This window comes from Acidovorax sp. Root217 (assembly GCF_001428645.1).
Taxonomy (GTDB): domain Bacteria; phylum Pseudomonadota; class Gammaproteobacteria; order Burkholderiales; family Burkholderiaceae_C; genus Acidovorax.
On the sequence record NZ_LMIH01000010.1, the window covers coordinates 158,292 to 174,992 of the forward strand.

Annotated in this window: 15 protein-coding genes and 1 riboswitch; of the genes, 9 read left to right on the forward strand and 6 right to left on the reverse strand. The window is 65.2% G+C overall.

From position 1 onward, the window contains the following. Positions 1-104 precede the first annotated feature (104 nt). Positions 105-1,358: a CaiB/BaiF CoA-transferase family protein gene (locus ASE31_RS09010; RefSeq protein ID WP_057201305.1), complete on the forward strand. Its 1,254-nt coding sequence runs from the start codon at positions 105-107 to the stop codon at positions 1,356-1,358. Between the two features lie 197 nt (positions 1,359-1,555). After that, positions 1,556-3,157, forward strand: a complete 1,602-nt coding sequence (locus ASE31_RS09015; RefSeq protein WP_057201306.1) for a methyl-accepting chemotaxis protein — start codon at positions 1,556-1,558, stop codon at positions 3,155-3,157. 43 nt (positions 3,158-3,200) lie between these two features. On the opposite strand, the gene ASE31_RS09020 is transcribed toward ASE31_RS09015, so the two are convergent. From ASE31_RS09020 to ASE31_RS09030, 3 genes are all read right to left on the reverse strand, one after another. Continuing rightward, on the reverse strand, positions 3,201-3,716 hold the full coding sequence (locus tag ASE31_RS09020) for a 6,7-dimethyl-8-ribityllumazine synthase (protein WP_157412420.1): 516 nt from the start codon (positions 3,714-3,716) through the stop codon (positions 3,201-3,203). Positions 3,717-3,895: 179 nt separating this feature from the next. Next, positions 3,896-4,093, reverse strand: a riboswitch (FMN riboswitch). A gap of 84 nt (positions 4,094-4,177) precedes the next feature. Next, positions 4,178-4,663 (reverse strand): hypothetical protein, encoded by a 486-nt coding sequence (locus ASE31_RS09025; protein ID WP_057201308.1) that lies wholly within the window; start codon positions 4,661-4,663, stop codon positions 4,178-4,180. A 153-nt stretch (positions 4,664-4,816) separates the two neighbouring features. After that, positions 4,817-5,794 carry a LysR family transcriptional regulator gene (locus ASE31_RS09030; RefSeq protein ID WP_082604085.1) on the reverse strand — a complete coding sequence of 326 codons (978 nt, stop codon included), beginning with the start codon at positions 5,792-5,794 and terminating at the stop codon, positions 4,817-4,819. A gap of 147 nt (positions 5,795-5,941) precedes the next feature. Between ASE31_RS09030 and ASE31_RS09035 the strand changes: the two genes are divergently transcribed. The 6 genes from ASE31_RS09035 (at position 5,942) to ASE31_RS09060 (ending at position 12,521) form a co-directional block, all read left to right on the forward strand. After that, the gene (locus ASE31_RS09035) at positions 5,942-6,952 is read left to right on the forward strand and encodes a TRAP transporter substrate-binding protein (protein WP_057201310.1); all 1,011 of its coding nucleotides are present in this window, start codon (positions 5,942-5,944) and stop codon (positions 6,950-6,952) included. 70 nt (positions 6,953-7,022) lie between these two features. Then, entirely contained in the window at positions 7,023-8,804 is a 1,782-nt protein-coding gene (locus ASE31_RS09040; protein ID WP_057201311.1) for an IlvD/Edd family dehydratase, read from the forward strand. Positions 8,805-8,976: 172 nt separating this feature from the next. Beyond that, on the forward strand, positions 8,977-10,191 hold the full coding sequence (locus ASE31_RS09045) for a fumarylacetoacetate hydrolase family protein (protein ID WP_057201312.1): 1,215 nt from the start codon (positions 8,977-8,979) through the stop codon (positions 10,189-10,191). A gap of 38 nt (positions 10,192-10,229) precedes the next feature. Next, complete coding sequence (locus ASE31_RS09050; protein ID WP_057201313.1) at positions 10,230-10,814, forward strand: TRAP transporter small permease; 585 nt, start codon at positions 10,230-10,232, stop codon at positions 10,812-10,814. Beyond that, on the forward strand, positions 10,811-12,091 hold the full coding sequence (locus ASE31_RS09055) for a TRAP transporter large permease subunit (RefSeq protein WP_057201314.1): 1,281 nt from the start codon (positions 10,811-10,813) through the stop codon (positions 12,089-12,091). Before ASE31_RS09050 ends, ASE31_RS09055 begins: the two co-directional genes overlap by 4 nt. Before the next feature lie 112 nt (positions 12,092-12,203). Next, positions 12,204-12,521, forward strand: coding sequence for a hypothetical protein (locus ASE31_RS09060; RefSeq protein ID WP_057201315.1), 318 nt, complete (start codon positions 12,204-12,206; stop codon positions 12,519-12,521). A gap of 58 nt (positions 12,522-12,579) precedes the next feature. On the opposite strand, the gene ASE31_RS09065 is transcribed toward ASE31_RS09060, so the two are convergent. The 3 genes from ASE31_RS09065 to ASE31_RS31515 form a co-directional block, all read right to left on the reverse strand. Then, positions 12,580-13,215 (reverse strand): hypothetical protein, encoded by a 636-nt coding sequence (locus ASE31_RS09065; RefSeq protein ID WP_157412421.1) that lies wholly within the window; start codon positions 13,213-13,215, stop codon positions 12,580-12,582. Positions 13,216-13,951: 736 nt separating this feature from the next. Further along, a complete protein-coding gene (locus ASE31_RS09075) occupies positions 13,952-14,887 on the reverse strand; it encodes a class I SAM-dependent methyltransferase (RefSeq protein WP_057201317.1) in 936 nt (311 codons plus the stop codon). Between the two features lie 193 nt (positions 14,888-15,080). Next, positions 15,081-16,004 carry a hypothetical protein gene (locus ASE31_RS31515; RefSeq protein ID WP_162261387.1) on the reverse strand — a complete coding sequence of 308 codons (924 nt, stop codon included), beginning with the start codon at positions 16,002-16,004 and terminating at the stop codon, positions 15,081-15,083. Here ASE31_RS31515 and ASE31_RS33085 point away from each other — a divergent pair. Continuing rightward, positions 15,942-16,313, forward strand: a complete 372-nt coding sequence (locus ASE31_RS33085; RefSeq protein ID WP_082604086.1) for a helix-turn-helix transcriptional regulator — start codon at positions 15,942-15,944, stop codon at positions 16,311-16,313. The two genes, ASE31_RS31515 and ASE31_RS33085, sit on opposite strands and share 63 nt — an antisense overlap. Positions 16,314-16,701 lie beyond the last annotated feature (388 nt).

The following is a 16,701-nucleotide window of genomic DNA, read 5'->3' on the forward strand; positions in this document are numbered from 1 at the left end:
AGAAGGAGAAGGCCGCGCGCCAGCGCGCCCTTTCTTCCCGCGGCCGCTGCCCATGCATGGTGCGGTGGCCGTCTGTCCTTTCATGATTTGCAGTTCCTGATCCTATGACCACACCTTCTGTCGGCGCCCTCGATGGCATCAAAGTCCTGGACCTCTCGCGCGTGCTGGCGGGCCCGTGGTGCACGCAGATCCTGGCGGACCTGGGTGCCGACGTGGTCAAGGTGGAGCGCCCCGGCGCGGGCGACGACACGCGCCACTGGGGCCCTCCCTTTCTGAAAGACGCCGAGGGCAACGACACCACGCAGGCCAGCTACTTCACGGCCTGCAACCGCAACAAGCGCTCGGTCACCATCGACATGGCCACGCCCGAAGGGCAGCAACTGATCCGCGACATGGCGCTGCAAAGCGACATCGTGGTGGAGAACTTCAAGGTCGGGGGCCTTAAACAGTACGGCCTGGACCATGCCAGCCTGCGCGCGCTGAACCCGCGGCTCATCTACTGCTCGGTCACCGGCTTCGGGCAGGACGGGCCGTATGCCGAGCGCGCGGGCTACGACCTCATGATCCAGGCCATGACCGGCATGATGAGCATCACCGGCCGGGGCGACGCGGAGCCCGGCGGCGGCCCGCTGCGCGTGGGCGTGGCGCTGACCGACCTGTTCACCGGCGTGTACGCCAGCACAGCCATCGTCGCCGCGCTCAACGTGCGCCAGCGCACGGACGAGGGCCAGCACATCGACATGTCGCTGCTGGACGTGGGCATGGCCATTTTGGCCAACCAGGCCGCGGGCTTTCTGGCCACGGGCAATGCACCCACACGCCAGGGCAACAGCCACCCGAGCCTGGCGCCCTACCAGGACTTCCCCACACAGGATGGCGCGATGCTGCTGGCCATTGGCAACGACGGCCAGTTTGCGCGCTTTTGCGCCGCCGCCGGCCAGCCCCAATGGGCCAGCGACGAGCGCTTTGCCACCAACACCCTGCGCGTGAAGCACCGCGCCGAGCTGATCCCGGCCATGGAGGCGCTCACACGCACGCGCACCACGGCCGACTGGATCACCCTGCTCGAAGACAAGGCCGTGCCCTGCGGCCCGATCAACACCATCGCCCAGGCCTTTGACGACGCCCAGGTGAAGGCGCGCGGCCTGGCTGTGGCCCTGCCGCGCTGGAAGGACGGCGAGGCCGGCGACGGTGTGGCCCACATCACCGGCGTGGCCAGCCCGCTGCGCCTGTCGGCCAACCCACCCACGCTGCGCAATGCGCCGCCGGCGCTGGGGCAGCACACCGACGAGGTGCTGGCCGAGCTGGGGCTGGACGCGGCGCGCATCGCGCAACTGCGGGCCGCTGGCGTTCTGTAGCCAGGGAGCCCCCTCCTCCCCCAAAGGCCTGGCCGTATACGCCAGGCCTTTTTCTTTGCCTGGAGGGGTTTGCCCCCTCCGAACGGGCTACAAAAAAGCCGGACACAAACATTTACAACGGCCCATAATGCAGTGGAATGCCTTGGCACGCCGACTGCCATGGCTGCAGTGATCTGTGGAATCCAAGGAGTCCCGTCATGAAGCTCAGCATCAAGCTCCCCCTGGCCTTTACCGCGTCGCTGTTGCTGCTGTTTGCGGCAGCCCTGTTCGGCATCAGCCGACTGAACCAGGCGCTGGACACCTACCAGACCACCGTGGCGCAGAGTTTTCTGCACGAGCGCATGGCGTCGGACGTGCTCAATGGCTTCAAGGTGCAGGTGCAGGAATGGAAGAACGTACTGATCCGCGGCAAGGACCCGGCCCAGCTCACGCGCTACTGGGCTGCGTTCGAAAAGCAGGAAAAGTCCGTCAGCGACCAGGCCCAGAAGCTGCTGGCCGCCCTGCCCCCAGGCGAGGGGCGCGAGCATGTGGCGAAATTCGCACTGGCGCACGAACGCATGGGCACGGCCTACCGCAAGGGATTCGAGGCCTTCAAGGCGGCTGGCCAGGATGTGGAAGCGGGCGACAAGGCCGTGCAGGGCATGGACCGCGAGCCCTCCCAGTTGCTCGACCAAGCCGGTGAGCTGATCGGCAAGGCCAGCAGCGAGGTGGCCGACCGCGCCGCTGCCACGGCACAGCGCGCCACCACCATCAGCCTGGCCGTGATGCTGGTGGTGTGCGCCCTGGGCATCGGCGGCGCCGTCGCCTTCAGCCGCACGGTGACGCAGCCGCTGGGCAATGCGGTGCGGGTATCGCAGGCCGTGGCCAGTGGCGACCTGACGGTGGCCACCGAGGTGCGCGGCAAGGACGAGATTGCGCAACTGCTCAACGCCCTGCTCGCCATGCAGGACAGCCTGTCGAACGTGGTGAGCAATGTGCGCACCAACGCCGACAGCGTGGCCCTGGCCAGTGCCGAGATCGCGCAGGGCAACAACGACCTGTCGGCCCGCACCGAGCAGCAGGCCATCGCGCTCGAAGAAACCTCGGCCTCGATGGAGGAGCTCAACTCCACCGTGCAGGCCAATGCGGACAACGCCCGCCAGGCCAACCAGCTGGCGCTCAATGCATCCACCGTCGCGGTGCAAGGCGGTGATGTGGTCTCCGAAGTGGTGAAGACCATGAAGGGCATCAACGACAGCAGCAAGAAGATCGCCGACATCATCAGCGTGATCGACGGCATTGCCTTCCAGACCAACATCCTGGCGCTGAACGCGGCGGTGGAAGCCGCCCGCGCTGGCGAGCAAGGCCGGGGCTTTGCCGTGGTGGCCAGCGAGGTGCGCAGCCTGGCCGGCCGCAGTGCCGAGGCCGCCAAGGAGATCAAGAGCCTGATCCACGCCAGCGTGGAGCGCGTCGAACTGGGCACCACGCTGGTCGACAAGGCCGGGGCGACCATGACCGAGGTGGTGGCATCGATCCGCCGCGTGACCGACATCGTCGGCGAGATCAGCGCGGCCAGCAGCGAGCAGAGCCTGGGGGTGTCCCAGGTGGGCGAGGCCATCACGCAGATGGACCAGGCCACGCAGCAGAACGCGGCGCTGGTGGAGGAAAGCGCGGCCGCGGCCGACAGCCTCAAGGTGCAGGCGCAGCAACTGGTGCAGGCCGTGGCCGTGTTCCGGCTGCGCCCGGGTGCCGGTAAAACCCAGGGCGGCAACCCACCCGGGGTGCCCCTGCACCAGGTGCCCCGGCTGGCGGCGGGCTGAGCGTCTTCAGGCCGCGCCGCAAGCGGCCAGGGCCTGCGGAGCCTCAGTCTCCGTGGGCTGGCTCCAGCGCACGCAGGTGGGCCATGGTGGCCAGGCAGGCCTGGGCCACTTCCGTGCCCTTCTTCACGAAGTGCTCGCGGAAGAAGCGCAGGTGCTCTTCGTGCTCATGGAAGTCGCGCGGGGTGAGCACGGCGCTCATCACCGGCACCTCGGTATCGAGCTGCACGCGCATCAGGCCGTCGATGACGGCCGTGGTCACGAATTCATGGCGGTAGATGCCGCCGTTGACCACCAGGGCGCAGGCCACGATGGCGTCGTAGCGCCCGCTTTGCGCGAGCTTCTTGGCCAAAAGCGGGATCTCGAACGCACCCGGCACGTCGAAATGCTCGACCTGGCCAGCGGGCAGGCCGCTGCGAGTGAATTCCGCCACGGCCGCATCGCGGGCCTGGTGAACGATGTCCCGGTGCCAGCTGGCGCAGATCAGCGCCACGCGCTCGCTGCGCGCTGCGCCGTTGTCGCCCATGGCGGTGACTGCACGGGAAGGGAAAGGCTGATTCATGGATTTTCTCGGATCGAAGAAAAGGATTACCAGAATCAGGGCGCGCGCGAACAAGGCGTCTGCACACGGCGTGGCGCACGCGCGGGCAGGCCGCACGGCGGTGCCGGTCCGAAAACCGGCCGCGCCCAGCGGCAACTGGCCCACGCGGGCGCCCACACCAGCGGCAGGGGCCCATGGTTTCGCGATCTCTTTCATCCGGACTGTGACCGTCGGCTCTGGCATCGCACCAGATCTGCTGACCCCGCCGCGCCTGGCGTGCATCCGAAGATCCACCAGCCAGTTGCCACGGGCGCTCGCGGGCTGCTGCGCGGCCCTGGATGGCCCAAGACTGCACAGATACCGCCGGTGGGGAATTGCACCCCGCCCTGAGAACGCTGCCGGACGGAAAGCTTTTCTGACCGGCACCGCCATTCTAGGGAAAAACCCGCGTTCTTGCAGTCGCCTGTAAGACCAGCATGGCGTCAACGCGGCTTTTCGAACCCGCCGTCTATCCAAGCCGTGGCGCTGGCCACCGTGAGCTTGAAGCCCGGCGACACGGGCACGCGCGCCAGCTCTTCGCCCAGCTCGTCCTGCGCACTCAGCGTGGCCGTGGCGCCCTCCTCGTCGGGCACGATGGCCAGCGCCACGCGCAGGCGCTGGCCCTGGGCGGTGGTGATGGCCAGGTTCTTGTTGAGCTGGGCGTGCAGCTGCTGTTCATGCCGGCGCAGCACCTCGCTGGCGGTCTTCACCAGGGTATTGAAGGCCGAGACATCGAGCGGCTTGGGGTTCTTCTTGTCGCGCCCCATGGTCCAGGGCCCCACCAGCGCGGGCTCGGCCTCGCCGTGCAGGGTCATGGACACGGCCCAGCCATCGTCATCCTCGTTCTTGATGACGCGCGCCATCCAGCGCTCGTCGCTCCACAGGCGGGGTTCGTTGATGGGTTCGGGGATGTCCTGGTGATCTGGCATGGGGGTCCCGCAGGGATTCAGAGAGAGAAGAAAGGGCGCAGAGCATAACGGCCTGCGGCCGGCACCCTCGTCATGCGGGGCTATCGGCGAAGGAATTGCCTCCATTTTCCAATAAGCGTTGTTATCGAAGAAGGAGGGGCGGCTGCAGCCGGATCACGGCGCGGCGTCGATGGACGGGGCCGCCGCCTCGCGCAGCACGTCGATGAATGCCTGCGCGGCCGGTGTGGGCGACTCGCCCAGCCGCGTGATGAGGCCATAGTCCGGCATGCGGTCCGGCAGCTCCACCGGAATGCGGGCCAACAGCCCCTTGTGGATGTAGCGCTCCACCAGGGCCGAGGGCTGCAATGAGAGCATGTCGGTCGCCTGCATCATCTCCAGTGCGAACAGGAAAGAAGGGGTCTCGACCACGCCCGAAGCGAGCGCCAGCCCGTTGCGCCCGAAGATGTCGTCGGACACCTTGCGCAAGGCGGTCGAGGCAGGGTACAGGATCCAGGGCCAGTGGGACAGCTCCGCCATGCCCAGGTCGCGAACGCCGCGCAGCGGGTGGTGCACGCCCGCCACCACCTGCAGCGGCTCGCTGGACAGGCGCTCGTACTGGAACTGTGTTCGCTGCGCGTCGTCGGTGAAGCGCCCGATCATGAGGTCGATCTTGCGCTCCCCCAGCCAGGCGATGAGCTGGTCGCTGCTCTGCTCCAGCACCTTGAGCACCAGCAACGGGCGCAGGCGCTGTATCTCGGCCACCGAGGTGATCAGCACATGCGCAGCCGACCCTGTGATGGCGCCTATGGTGAGGTGGCCATGCCCGCCTTGCTTGAGCGCATTGAACTCTTCCACGAATTTGCGGTGCCCGGCCAGCGAGGAGGCGGCATAGCGCAAGGTGAACAGACCCAGTTCGTTGGGCCGCATGCCGCGCGAGAGGCGCTCGAACAGGCGCGATTCGAGGATCTCCTCGATGTCCATCAGGATCTTGGTGGCCGCCGGCTGGGTGATGTGCATCTGCTCGGCCGTCAGGCGCAGGTTGCGCGTCTGGCCCAGGATGTCCAGAAACTGCAGGTGCCGGAAACGCAGCCTCGCGCAGGCCTGGGCCATGGACAGGGGCTTGCCCGGAAACGGGCCTGAAGTCATAAGCATTTGGAATGGATGCTAGCAAAAAAGTGAGTGGACCCGGCAAGGCCCAAAACCTAATCTCTGCCTTGCGTTCAGGAGGGTCCGTCAGAGACCTGATGGCGCCGATGGGGCAGCCCACCGTGTCCAGCCATTCCATATTTGGAGACATTCATGAAGTTCAAAGCCTTGGCCCTGGCGGCCACGATCCTGGCCGCCGTGGCCGCTCCGGTTTCTGCACAGATCAAGGAACACGTGTTCAAGGTGGGCATCGGCCTCAACGATGACCATCCGCAGGCGCTGGCCGTCAAGCACTTTGCCGAGCAGCTCTCAGCCAAGAGTGGCGGCAAGCTGGTGGCCAAGCTGTATGCGAGCGGGTCGCTGGGCAACGACGTGACCATGACCTCGGCGCTGCGCGGCGGCACCCTGGAGATGACGATTCCCGACAGCTCGACCCTGATGTCGCTGATCAAGCCCTTCGGCGTGCTGAACCTGCCCCTGACCTTCAACACCGAGCAGGAAGCCGATGCTGTGCTCGATGGCCCCTTCGGCCAGAAGCTGCTGGCCAAGCTGCCTGAAAAAGGCCTGGTGGGCCTGGGCTTCTGGGAGAACGGGTTTCGCCATGTCACCAATTCGCGCCGCCCGATCACCAAGGCCGATGACCTGGCCGGCCTGAAGCTGCGCGTGATCCAGAGCCCCCTGTTCCTGGACACCTTCAACGCCCTCGGGGCCAACGCCACGCCCATGCCCTTCACCGAGCTGTATTCGGCGATGGAGCAGGCCGCCGTAGATGGTCAGGAGAACCCGCCCGCCACCATCCTGTCGAGCAAGTTCTACGAGGTGCAAAAGCACCTGGTGCTGTCGCGCCACATGTACAGCGCCTGGGTGCTGCTGATGTCCAAGAAGGCCTGGGATGGCCTCTCGGCCCAGGAGCAGAAGATCGTGCAGGAGGCGGCGCGCGAGGCCACGCTGTTCGAGCGCAAGACCATCCGCGCCTTCAGCGAGACGGCCCTGGGCGAGCTCAAGAAGGCGGGCATGCAGGTGACCGAACTGTCGCCGGCCGAGCAAGCCAGGATGCGCGCCAAGCTGCAGCCGGTGCTGGCCAAGTACGGCAAGGAATTCGGGGAAGAGACGACGGGCGAGCTGAACGCCGAACTGGCCAAGGTGCGCGGCACCGCCAAGTGATCGCGGCCAGCGCGGGCACCGCCCCGCGCCAGCGCGACAGCCCTTCTCCCCCTTTTTCAGAAGCCACGCCATGGACAAGACACCCCGCCGCCCGTTTCGCTCGCGCGAGTGGTTCGCCGACCCCGAGCGCTCGGACATGACCGCGCTCTACCTCGAACGCTTCATGAACTACGGGCTCACACCCGACGAGCTGCGCTCGGGCCGGCCCATCATCGGCATTGCGCAGACGGGCAGCGATCTGTCGCCCTGCAACCGCATCCACGTCGAGCTGGCGCGGCGCGTGCGCGATGGCATCCGCGATGCCGGCGGCATTCCGATGGAGTTCCCGGTGCATCCGATCTTCGAGAACTGCCGCCGCCCCACGGCCGCACTGGACCGCAACCTGGCCTACCTGGGCCTGGTGGAGATCCTGTACGGCTACCCCATCGACGCCGTGGTGCTGACCACGGGCTGCGACAAGACCACGCCGGCCGGCATCATGGCGGCTTCCACCGTGGACATACCGGCCATCGTGCTCTCGGGTGGCCCCATGCTTGACGGCTGGCACGACGGCGAACTGGTGGGCTCGGGCACCGTGATCTGGCGCAGCCGGCGCCAGCTGGCTGCGGGCGAAATCGGCGAAGAGGAATTTCTGCAGCGCGCCTGCAGCAGCGCCCCGTCGGCCGGCCACTGCAACACCATGGGCACGGCCTCCACCATGAACGCGGTGGCCGAGGCGCTGGGCCTGTCGCTGCCGGGGTGTGCCGCCATACCGGCGCCGTACCGCGAACGCGGCCAGATGGCGTACGAGACCGGGCGGCGCATCGTCGAGATGGCCTTCGAGGACCTGCGGCCCTCGCGCATCCTGAGCCGTGAGAGCTTTCTCAACGCGCTGTCGGTGGTCAGCGTGGCAGGCGGCTCCAGCAATGCGCAGGTGCACATCATGGCTATGGCGCGGCATGCCGGCGTCAACCTGCGGCCGGAGGACTGGACCACCCACGCCTACGACCTGCCGCTGCTGCTCAACATGCAGCCGGCTGGCAAGTTCCTCGGCGAGCGCTTCTTTCGCGCCGGGGGTGTTCCAGCCCTGATGTGGGAGCTGCACCAGGCCGGTCGCCTGCGGGGCCACTGCCTGAGCGTGACCGGCAAGACCGTGGCCGACAACCTGCAGGGCCGCGAGACCCGCGACCGCGAAGTGATCTTCCCCTTCGCGGCGCCCTTGATGCACAAGGCCGGCTTCCTGGTGCTCAGGGGCAATCTGTTCGACTTCGGGATCATGAAGACCTCGGTGATTTCCGAAGCCTTTCGCCAGCGTTACCTGAGCCGGCCCGGCGAAGAGGGCATCTTCGAGGCCCGCGCCGTCGTGTTCGACGGGGCCGACGACTACCACGCGCGCATCAACGACCCGGCGCTGGGCATCGACGAAGGCTGCATCCTGGTCATGCGCGGTGCCGGCCCCATCGGCTGGCCGGGCTCGGCCGAGGTGGTCAACATGCAGCCGCCCGACGCCCTGATCCGGCGCGGCATCACCACCTTGCCCACCCTGGGGGACGGCCGCCAGTCCGGCACGGCCGACAGCCCCTCGATCCTCAACGCCTCGCCCGAGAGCGCGGTGGGCGGCGGCCTGTGCTGGCTGCACAGCGGCGACACCATCCGCATCGACCTCACGGCCGGCCGCTGCGATGCGCTGGTGGCGCCCGAAGAGATCGCACGCCGCCGCCGCGAACTGCCAGCGCCCCCGGTGCCCAAAAGCCAGTCGCCCTGGGAGGCGCTGTACCGCGAGAAGACCGGGCAGCTGGTCGACGGCGCCACGCTGGACTTTGCCCTCGATTACCGCCGCATCTCAGAAACGACACCGCGCCACAACCACTGACACGGATTTGCCTTCAACCGACTAACGTCGTTGGAAAGCCTTGCCGTGCCAAAGCACTGTCTGCGGCTTCCCGCCTAGTTATACGGCTGTATGCAAATCCGCAGGAGCCCTGCATAGCTGCGCCCGCCCCAGGGTGGCGCAGCACCGATTTCGACCTTCCAAGGAATTCTCGATGAGTGAAACTACAGCGGCCGCCGTGGCCGGTGCGGCGACGCACGCCCATATCCTGCCCGACGACGGCCTGGCCGGCACCCTGGTGGGCCGCGCCTGGGTCGATGGCAGCCCGCCCGGGCCCGCCGTGGTGGCGCTGCGCGCCGATGGCGTCTATGACCTGAGCCAGCACTACCCCACCATGAGCACCCTGCTGGACACGCCCCGGCCCGCCGAGGCGGCGCAGGCGGCCTCGGGCCGGTACCTGTGCAGCGTGCTGGAACTGCTGGCCAACAGCCAGCCCGGCATGCGCGACACGGCACGCCCCTGGCTGCTGGCGCCCTGCGACCTGCAGGTGGTGAAGGCGGCCGGCGTGACCTTTGCGGCCAGCCTGATCGAGCGGGTGATCGAAGAGCAGGCGCGGGGCGACGCCAGCCGCGCCCAGGGCCTGCGCAGCCAGGTGATTGGCCTCATCGGCGACAGCCTGGCCGACATCCGGCCGGGCTCGGACCAGGCCATGGCCTTGAAGGCGCTGCTGCAGCACAAGGGCCTGTGGTCCCAGTACCTCGAAGTGGGCATCGGCCCCGATGCCGAGGTGTTCACCAAGGCCCCCGTGCTGGCCTCGGTGGGCACGGGCGAGGACATCGGCATCCGCGCCGACTCGGCCTGGAACAACCCCGAACCCGAGGTGGTGCTGGCGGTGAACAGCCGTGGCGACATCGTGGGCGCCACCCTGGGCAACGACGTCAACCTGCGCGACATCGAAGGCCGCAGCGCGCTGCTGCTGGGCAAGGCCAAGGACAACAACGCCTCCTGCGCCATCGGCCCCTTCATCCGCCTGTTCGATGCCCGCTTCGGCCTGGACCAGGTGCGCAGCGAAACCGTGCACCTGCGCGTGGCGGGCGCGGACGGCTATGAGCTGCGCGGCATCAACACCATGGCCAGCATCAGCCGCGACCCGGTCGACCTGGTGGCCCAGACCCTGGCCGCGCACCAGTACCCCGATGGTTTCATGCTGTTCCTGGGCACCCTGTTCGCACCCATCGAGGACCGCGACCAGCCCGGTGGCGGCTTCACCCACAAGCTGGGCGACGTGGTCACCATCCAAAGCGCCTGGCTCGGCGCTCTGCACAACACCGTGACCCACAGCGAGACGGCCCCCCCCTGGCGCTTCGGCCTCAGGGCCTTCATCACCAACCTGGCCGCGCGCGGCCTGCTGCAAGGCACGGTGCTCTGAAGAAGCGGTCGTTCAGCCATTCAAGAGGCAACAAATACATGCTCGACACTTTCATCGACCGCTACGTCCGCGCCATCAACCTGCTCATCGCGCTGGCGCTGGCCGCCATGGTGGTGCTGGTCTTCGGCAACGTGGTGCTGCGCTACGTCTTCAATTCCGGCATCACGGTCAGCGAAGAGCTTTCGCGCTGGCTTTTCATCTGGATCACCTTCCTCGGTGCGGTGGCCGCCATCAAGGAGAACGCCCATCTGGGTACGGACATGCTGGTGTCCCGGTTGCCCGTGAAAGGCAAGAAGGTCTGCATGGTGCTTGGGCAGGTGCTCATGCTCTACATCACCTGGCTGTTCTTCGAAGGCAGCTACAAGCAGATGAAGATCAACTGGGACGTGGAGGCACCGGTCACCGGGTTCTCGATGGCCTTCTTCTACGCCTCGGGCGTGGTGTTCTCGGTGTGCGCAGGCTTCCTGCTGGTGCTGCAGTTTCTGCGCGTGCTGACCGGCAGGCTCAGCGAAGGCGAACTGGTGATGGTCAAGGAGTCCGAAGAGCAGGCTGAACTGGAGGCCCTGCAGGCCGAACTCGCACGCGAAAACGCCGCCCCCGCAAAACCGGAGACAAGAACATGACCGTGCTGATTTTTCTCGGCGGCCTGCTCGGCGCCATGGCCCTGGGCATCCCCATCGCCTATGCGCTGCTGGCCTCAGGCGTCGGCCTGATGTGGCACCTCGATCTGTTCGACTCCCAGATCCTGGCGCAGAACTTCATCAACGGCGCGGACAGCTTTCCGCTGCTGGCCGTGCCCTTCTTCATGCTGGCCGGCGAGATCATGAACGTGGGCGGCCTGTCGCAGCGCATCGTGAACTTCGCGCTGGCGCTGGTCGGGCATGTCAAAGGGGGGCTGGGCTATGTGGTGATCCTGGCGGCATGCCTGCTGTCCTCGCTGTCGGGCTCGGCCGTGGCCGACGCTGCGGCACTGACGGCGCTGCTGCTGCCCATGATGATCAAGGCCGGCCACAAGAAGGAGGTGTCGGGCGGGCTGATCGCGGCCTCGGGCGTCATCGGGCCCATCATCCCGCCGAGCATCGGCTTCGTGATCTTCGGCGTGGCGGCCAACGTCTCCATCAGCAAGCTGTTCATCGCCGGCATCTTTCCCGGCATCATGATCGGCCTGGGCCTGGCGGCCACCTGGTGGTGGGTGGGGCGCAAGGAGGTGCTGGCCCTGCCCGAGAAAAAGAGCACGGCCGAGATCTGGCGCGCGGCACGCGAATCGGCCTGGGCCCTGACACTGCCGGTGTTCATCCTCGTGGGCCTGCGCATGGGCGTATTCACGCCGACCGAGGCCGCCGTGGTGGCGGCCGTCTACTCGCTTTTCGTGGCCAGCGTCATCTACCGCGAGCTGCCGCTGTCCGCGCTGCTGCCGATCTTCACCACCGCCGCCAAGACCACCGCCGTGGTGATGTTCCTCGTGGCCGCGGCCATGGTGTCGTCGTGGCTGATCACGGTGGCCAACCTGCCGACCCAGATGGTCGAGCTGCTCAAGCCCTTGATGGGCAACCAGACGCTGCTGCTGATCGCGATCATGGTGCTGGTGATGCTGGTGGGCACCGCGATGGACATGACGCCCACCATCCTGATCCTGACCCCGGTGCTGATGCCCGTGGTCAAGGCCGCCGGGATCGACCCGGTCTACTTCGGCGTGCTGTTCATCATCAACAATTCGATCGGCCTGGTCACCCCGCCGGTGGGCACCATCCTGAACGTGGTGGCCGGGGTGGGGCGCATGAAGATGGACGAGGTGACGCGCGGCGTGCTGCCCTTCATGGCCGCCGAGTTCGCCGTGCTGTTCATCATGGTGCTGTTTCCGCAGACGGTGCTGGCGCCGCTGCGCTGGCTCACGGGCTGACCCGCAGGCACGTGCTCCCGACAGGAGATTGCCAGAATTTCCTGGATCGGGAGCGGCTTTTGGCGTGCAATCCCTTCTCCTGCCAGAGCCCACCTAACTGGAGATACGCGCCATGCCCGATTTCTACATGCCCTTGTCCGGACCCGTGAACCAGGCCTTCCAGTACTGGACGAAGATGACGATGGGCCAGGTCGGCCTGATCAACATCAACATGGGCAAATCCTCGGACCCCGCGCTCGAGCAGAAGATCATCGAGGACGTGGGCAGCTACGGGCGCCAGATAGGACAGTTGAGCGACGCGCTGCTGGCCGTGCTGCAGCACATGAAGACCGAGTCCTGGGATGAAGAGTCGAAGGCGGCCGTGCAGGCCTTCCGCGAACAGGTGAGGCAAGTGGCCAAACTCAAGGAGCGCCAGCGGGCCAGCCAATGACCCAAGCGGTCGCAGCGCTGCAGCGGCCGAATCGAAGCCGACCCGCCAGAGATGGCTTTCAATCCTTGAGCAGGGCCCACAATTTCTCGTGCGCCGCCCACTGCATATCGGGTGTTTCGTCGCCCCCGGTCAGCACCGAGTAGACCCCACCCAGCATGGGGCGTATAACCATTGCATGCGGCGCCAGAATATCCATGGCCTGTTCGGAAGTTTTGCCAAAAGCTTCCGAGATCAGCCCTGCATCCCAGAAGTTGACTGAGCGGATGAATCTGATGGGCCCGCGCTGCGAACCTGGTTCGCTCCGATCCAGGAATGGCTGTTCCGATCCGGCATGCAACCGGCAGGCGCCGAATGCGGCAATGTACTGAGGTAGATAGTCCTGCACCAATGCAGCGTGCTGTTGGGCCGACACCCGTTTGGCGTTGTAGTCCAGGTTGAAAATGTCGTTGGGCGCATAGTTTGGTGCTCGCAGCCCATAAATGGCGTTGACAAATATCGCAGGGGCGCCGATCAAACGTGTAAGCGAGCATATTGCAGACAGGCTCGACCCTGGATCCGGCGCGGCAGGCACGGGCGTGCCACCCAAACCAAAAGGCTTTGGAATAGCGACCATCGCGCCCATCAAATTGGAATGCCGCTCCTCGATGGAAACCTTCGGATCAGCCCGTGTGGTGAGTTGGATGGTCCAGCGCATGCGTATATACCTCAGGCAATCGGCGTATTAAACCATCGCTATTGCAGCAGGATGCAGCCGAAGTCTTGCACGGAATCTCCAGGTCGACACAATGCTGCGATCTCAGCATCAGGTCTTTGCCGCCGCTGCGAGCGTCGTACACAGAACTTGGAAGCAAGACGCCGTGGCGCTAAAGTCCGCCGATGACTCCACATCGAAACTTGATGCATGCCCCCTGACCTCCAGCGCGACAAGAATTGGAAACTTCGGTACCGCGAGGCCTTGAAACGCGCACGTGCCTCAAGCCCCCTCTAGCTCGCCACCGCTGGCGAACCACTGCCATGCCAGCCGTCAAGAAACCACCCTGGCCGACCTGCACTGCCACCCCAGGAGCGGCTTCAGGTACTGTTCGTCTGCAGCCGCAACCAGTGGCGCAGCCCCACCGCCGAAACAGTCTGGCGCAACCATCCCCTGCTGTCCGTGCGGTCTGCGGGCACCAGCCCCAACGCACGGCACCCGGTGTCCGAACGGGACTTGCAGTGGGCCCAGACCATCTTCGTGATGGAAGAAAAGCACAAGTCCCGCCTGCTGGCGGAATTCGGCCGCATTCTTGAACACAAGCCATCCATGTGCTCGACATACCCGATGAGTACCAGTACATGGATCCGGATCTGGTAGCGGAGCTGGAACTCTCGGTCGGTGCCATTCTGGGCATTGATGACGACGCAGCATAGCCCCCGCGCTGGCCGGCTGATGATCAGTCTGTGAGCCGGTACGCCAGCACCTTGAGCGAGCGTTCCTGCGACACATCGGCAAACACCGCCGGATTCGCCACGCGTTCCACAAACTCCAGCTCCGGCGCGATCTCGCGCATCTGGTCCTTGAGAAAGGCCGTGTCCAACTCAGGCGCATTCAGGCACAGCAGCGCATGGCCGCCCGGGATCAGCAGGTCGGGCAGGCGGCGCATCAGGCGCGCGTAGTCCTTGGTGGCGACGAAGCTGCCGCGCTGGAAGCTCGGCGGGTCCACGATCACCAGGCCGTAGGGCCCGCCGCGCGTGATCTTGCCCCAGGTCGAGAAGATGTCGTGCGCGAGGAAGCTCGCGCCGGTGGTGAGGCCATTGAGCTGGTGGTTCTGCTGGCCGATGGCGATGGCACCTTGTGCCATGTCCACGTTGACCACCTGCCTGGCGCCGGCCTGCAAGGCCACCACCGAGAAGGCGCAGGTGTAGGCGAACAGGTTGAGCACCTTGAGGCCGTAGCGGTCGGCGCTGCGCGCGGCGGCGTAGTCGCGCACCCAGCGGCGGCCCTCGGCCATGTCGAGGAACAGGCCGTGGTTCTGGCCCCGGGCCACGTGCACGCGGTAGCGCGCGCCCTGCTCGGTGACGACATGGGGGTCGGGCACGGCACCGGCCATCAGCCGCGTTTCGCTGCGGCCTTCGTGCCGGGTCTGGAAGACCCAGTTCAGCGGCTCGCCCGGGTGCAGTTGCTCCCAGCGCGCGGCCAGCGCGGCGCCTACGCCAGCCAGGTCCTCCTCGGCCACGGGCTGGAAGCTGGTGAGCACCCACACGGGCGGGAACACGTCCAGCACCCAGTGCTCGCAGCCGGGGTACAGGCCGCCGCGACCGTGGAACACGCGCTGGGCGTCAGTGGGCAGGGGGGCCATCGTGGCGATGGCGTTGAGCAGGGCTTGCATCGAAAGAAAGGGGAATACGGAGCAGGGAGTGTATGCATTGCGCGCAATGCAAAACGCCCGGCGATGCCGGGCGCTCTGTCATTCGATCCCCTATTTCCGCAAATTAATGTCGTAAACCATAGGCAAGCGTTTAAGCCGCTTTGCCGCGAGCGTCCTTCATTGCAGCAGACACTAGAGTCGTAAACCTGAGATCTCAAACGCCCCGGTTCAAATACATCGAGCCTGGGTAAAGCACGCGGAGGAGCGGAGAAAGGTGGGGAACGTGCTCTGCGAGCGTTTGCACCATCAGTGTTTCAAGCTTCCGGTCCACACCAGATCTTGCCCAAGACCTCAGCCAGACCCTGCACAGGTGTACCCAGACTTGTTCATCTTCTTTGCCTACGCTCTCGCCGAGACAGATCACAAGTTGCCCCAGGGCATCAATGTGCGCAGAAGCAGCAAAATCCTGGAGCGCGTCAGAAACCCACCAGGCGCCGGAACGGAAGAAATCCCGCGTCTCATCGGCGTTAAAGGCAAACAGGAAAGCGCGACCGTCGAGTGAGCGCCAGTCGCACATAACGCTTAGGACGGTGAAAGTATGTGAGTCGTAAGTCTGGCAGAAAAGCTTAGAACGTCTTGCCCAGTTCAGACGAGCTAGTCCTGCACCTGCAAGTGGGACCTTCCCCTCCGCGTACCTTTTGAAATATTCCGGAACGCGAGTCAAATTTTGGGATGCTTCGGGATCGTCTTTTTCGATCCATCTCCTGCTCATTGAGTAATAGGAGACGCCAAGGTCCTGCTGCAGGGCCCGGAAGGCCAAAGCACATTGAAGTCTTTCGCAGAGCGGTGTGCGGCGTCTTCCCATAGCTTCTCTCCAACGGGTCATCTTCGGAGACAGTGCAAATACGGCAGCTTTTTTTGCATTTTGAACGCTAGCGTTTTTTTTTGAACCGGGCAACGATAGCAAAGATATCACCCAACCACGCCGCGCGCCTATCACGGCCTGGCACCCCTGCCATTCTGAGCATTTCAACAACGCCTGCTTTGACATGTACGACTTATCGCGGCAAACGATATGACGCAAAAAAGCTTCGGAGCGCTTATCTACGAATTGCGCCTGAGACTCGATGTAAGCCAACGATGGCTGGCTCTTCGAGTACGCCAACCTCACTCAATTATTTGCGACCTCGAGAATTCGAGGCGCCTGCCTCCAAGTGAAGAGGCAGTACGCGCAATCGCGCAGGCACTAGAGGCAACGCCTGCCGATGCCGAAGAACTGCTGGAAGCAGCCTTTCGCGAACGGGCTGCAATTGGGCTGAAGGTTGCAAGAGCTACACCCCGCCATGTAGCCGAGCTGCTGAGGGAGATTGCAGCACTTAGTCATCAACTTTCGCAGACACAGACCCGCTCACTAAGCCAGCACCTCCAGGAGGTATCTATGAAATAAGAAACGGCAGGACCCCCAATAGGAAGCCCCGCCGCCCGGAGCTCAGACCTAAGTCTTCGCGATTCGCACCCCAGAGACTATCAGATCTGACGCGCCGGTGGTGGATCGTTCGCGCCACACAGGCGAACACACATCAGGGTCAGATCTATGAAAACACCAAATCGTCGCACCCCGTGGGGGGCGAAGGCTATATCACGTCTCCGTGGAAGCACTCGCAACGAAGCCGCATATCACGCGCGATTCACCCGGCACCCGAAGCATCGCGGTTCACCCAGCGAACACCGCACGCAAGCCATCCACATAACGATCGAACAATCGCGTTGGATTTTGATCGATCTCGCCAGGTCATCATCTTGGTCTCCTGCGCCTTTAATCGAAGGTTGCCCCC

Coding starts and splice junctions, on each gene's coding strand:
- ASE31_RS09010 (WP_057201305.1), top strand. CDS start 105: ATGACCACACCTTCTGTCGGCGCCCTCGATGGCATCAAAGTCCTGGAC.
- ASE31_RS09015 (WP_057201306.1), top strand. CDS start 1,556: ATGAAGCTCAGCATCAAGCTCCCCCTGGCCTTTACCGCGTCGCTGTTG.
- ASE31_RS09020 (WP_157412420.1), bottom strand. CDS start 3,716: ATGAATCAGCCTTTCCCTTCCCGTGCAGTCACCGCCATGGGCGACAAC.
- ASE31_RS09025 (WP_057201308.1), bottom strand. CDS start 4,663: ATGCCAGATCACCAGGACATCCCCGAACCCATCAACGAACCCCGCCTG.
- ASE31_RS09030 (WP_082604085.1), bottom strand. CDS start 5,794: ATGCTTATGACTTCAGGCCCGTTTCCGGGCAAGCCCCTGTCCATGGCC.
- ASE31_RS09035 (WP_057201310.1), top strand. CDS start 5,942: ATGAAGTTCAAAGCCTTGGCCCTGGCGGCCACGATCCTGGCCGCCGTG.
- ASE31_RS09040 (WP_057201311.1), top strand. CDS start 7,023: ATGGACAAGACACCCCGCCGCCCGTTTCGCTCGCGCGAGTGGTTCGCC.
- ASE31_RS09045 (WP_057201312.1), top strand. CDS start 8,977: ATGAGTGAAACTACAGCGGCCGCCGTGGCCGGTGCGGCGACGCACGCC.
- ASE31_RS09050 (WP_057201313.1), top strand. CDS start 10,230: ATGCTCGACACTTTCATCGACCGCTACGTCCGCGCCATCAACCTGCTC.
- ASE31_RS09055 (WP_057201314.1), top strand. CDS start 10,811: ATGACCGTGCTGATTTTTCTCGGCGGCCTGCTCGGCGCCATGGCCCTG.
- ASE31_RS09060 (WP_057201315.1), top strand. CDS start 12,204: ATGCCCGATTTCTACATGCCCTTGTCCGGACCCGTGAACCAGGCCTTC.
- ASE31_RS09065 (WP_157412421.1), bottom strand. CDS start 13,215: ATGCGCTGGACCATCCAACTCACCACACGGGCTGATCCGAAGGTTTCC.
- ASE31_RS09075 (WP_057201317.1), bottom strand. CDS start 14,887: ATGCAAGCCCTGCTCAACGCCATCGCCACGATGGCCCCCCTGCCCACT.
- ASE31_RS33085 (WP_082604086.1), top strand. CDS start 15,942: ATGACGCAAAAAAGCTTCGGAGCGCTTATCTACGAATTGCGCCTGAGA.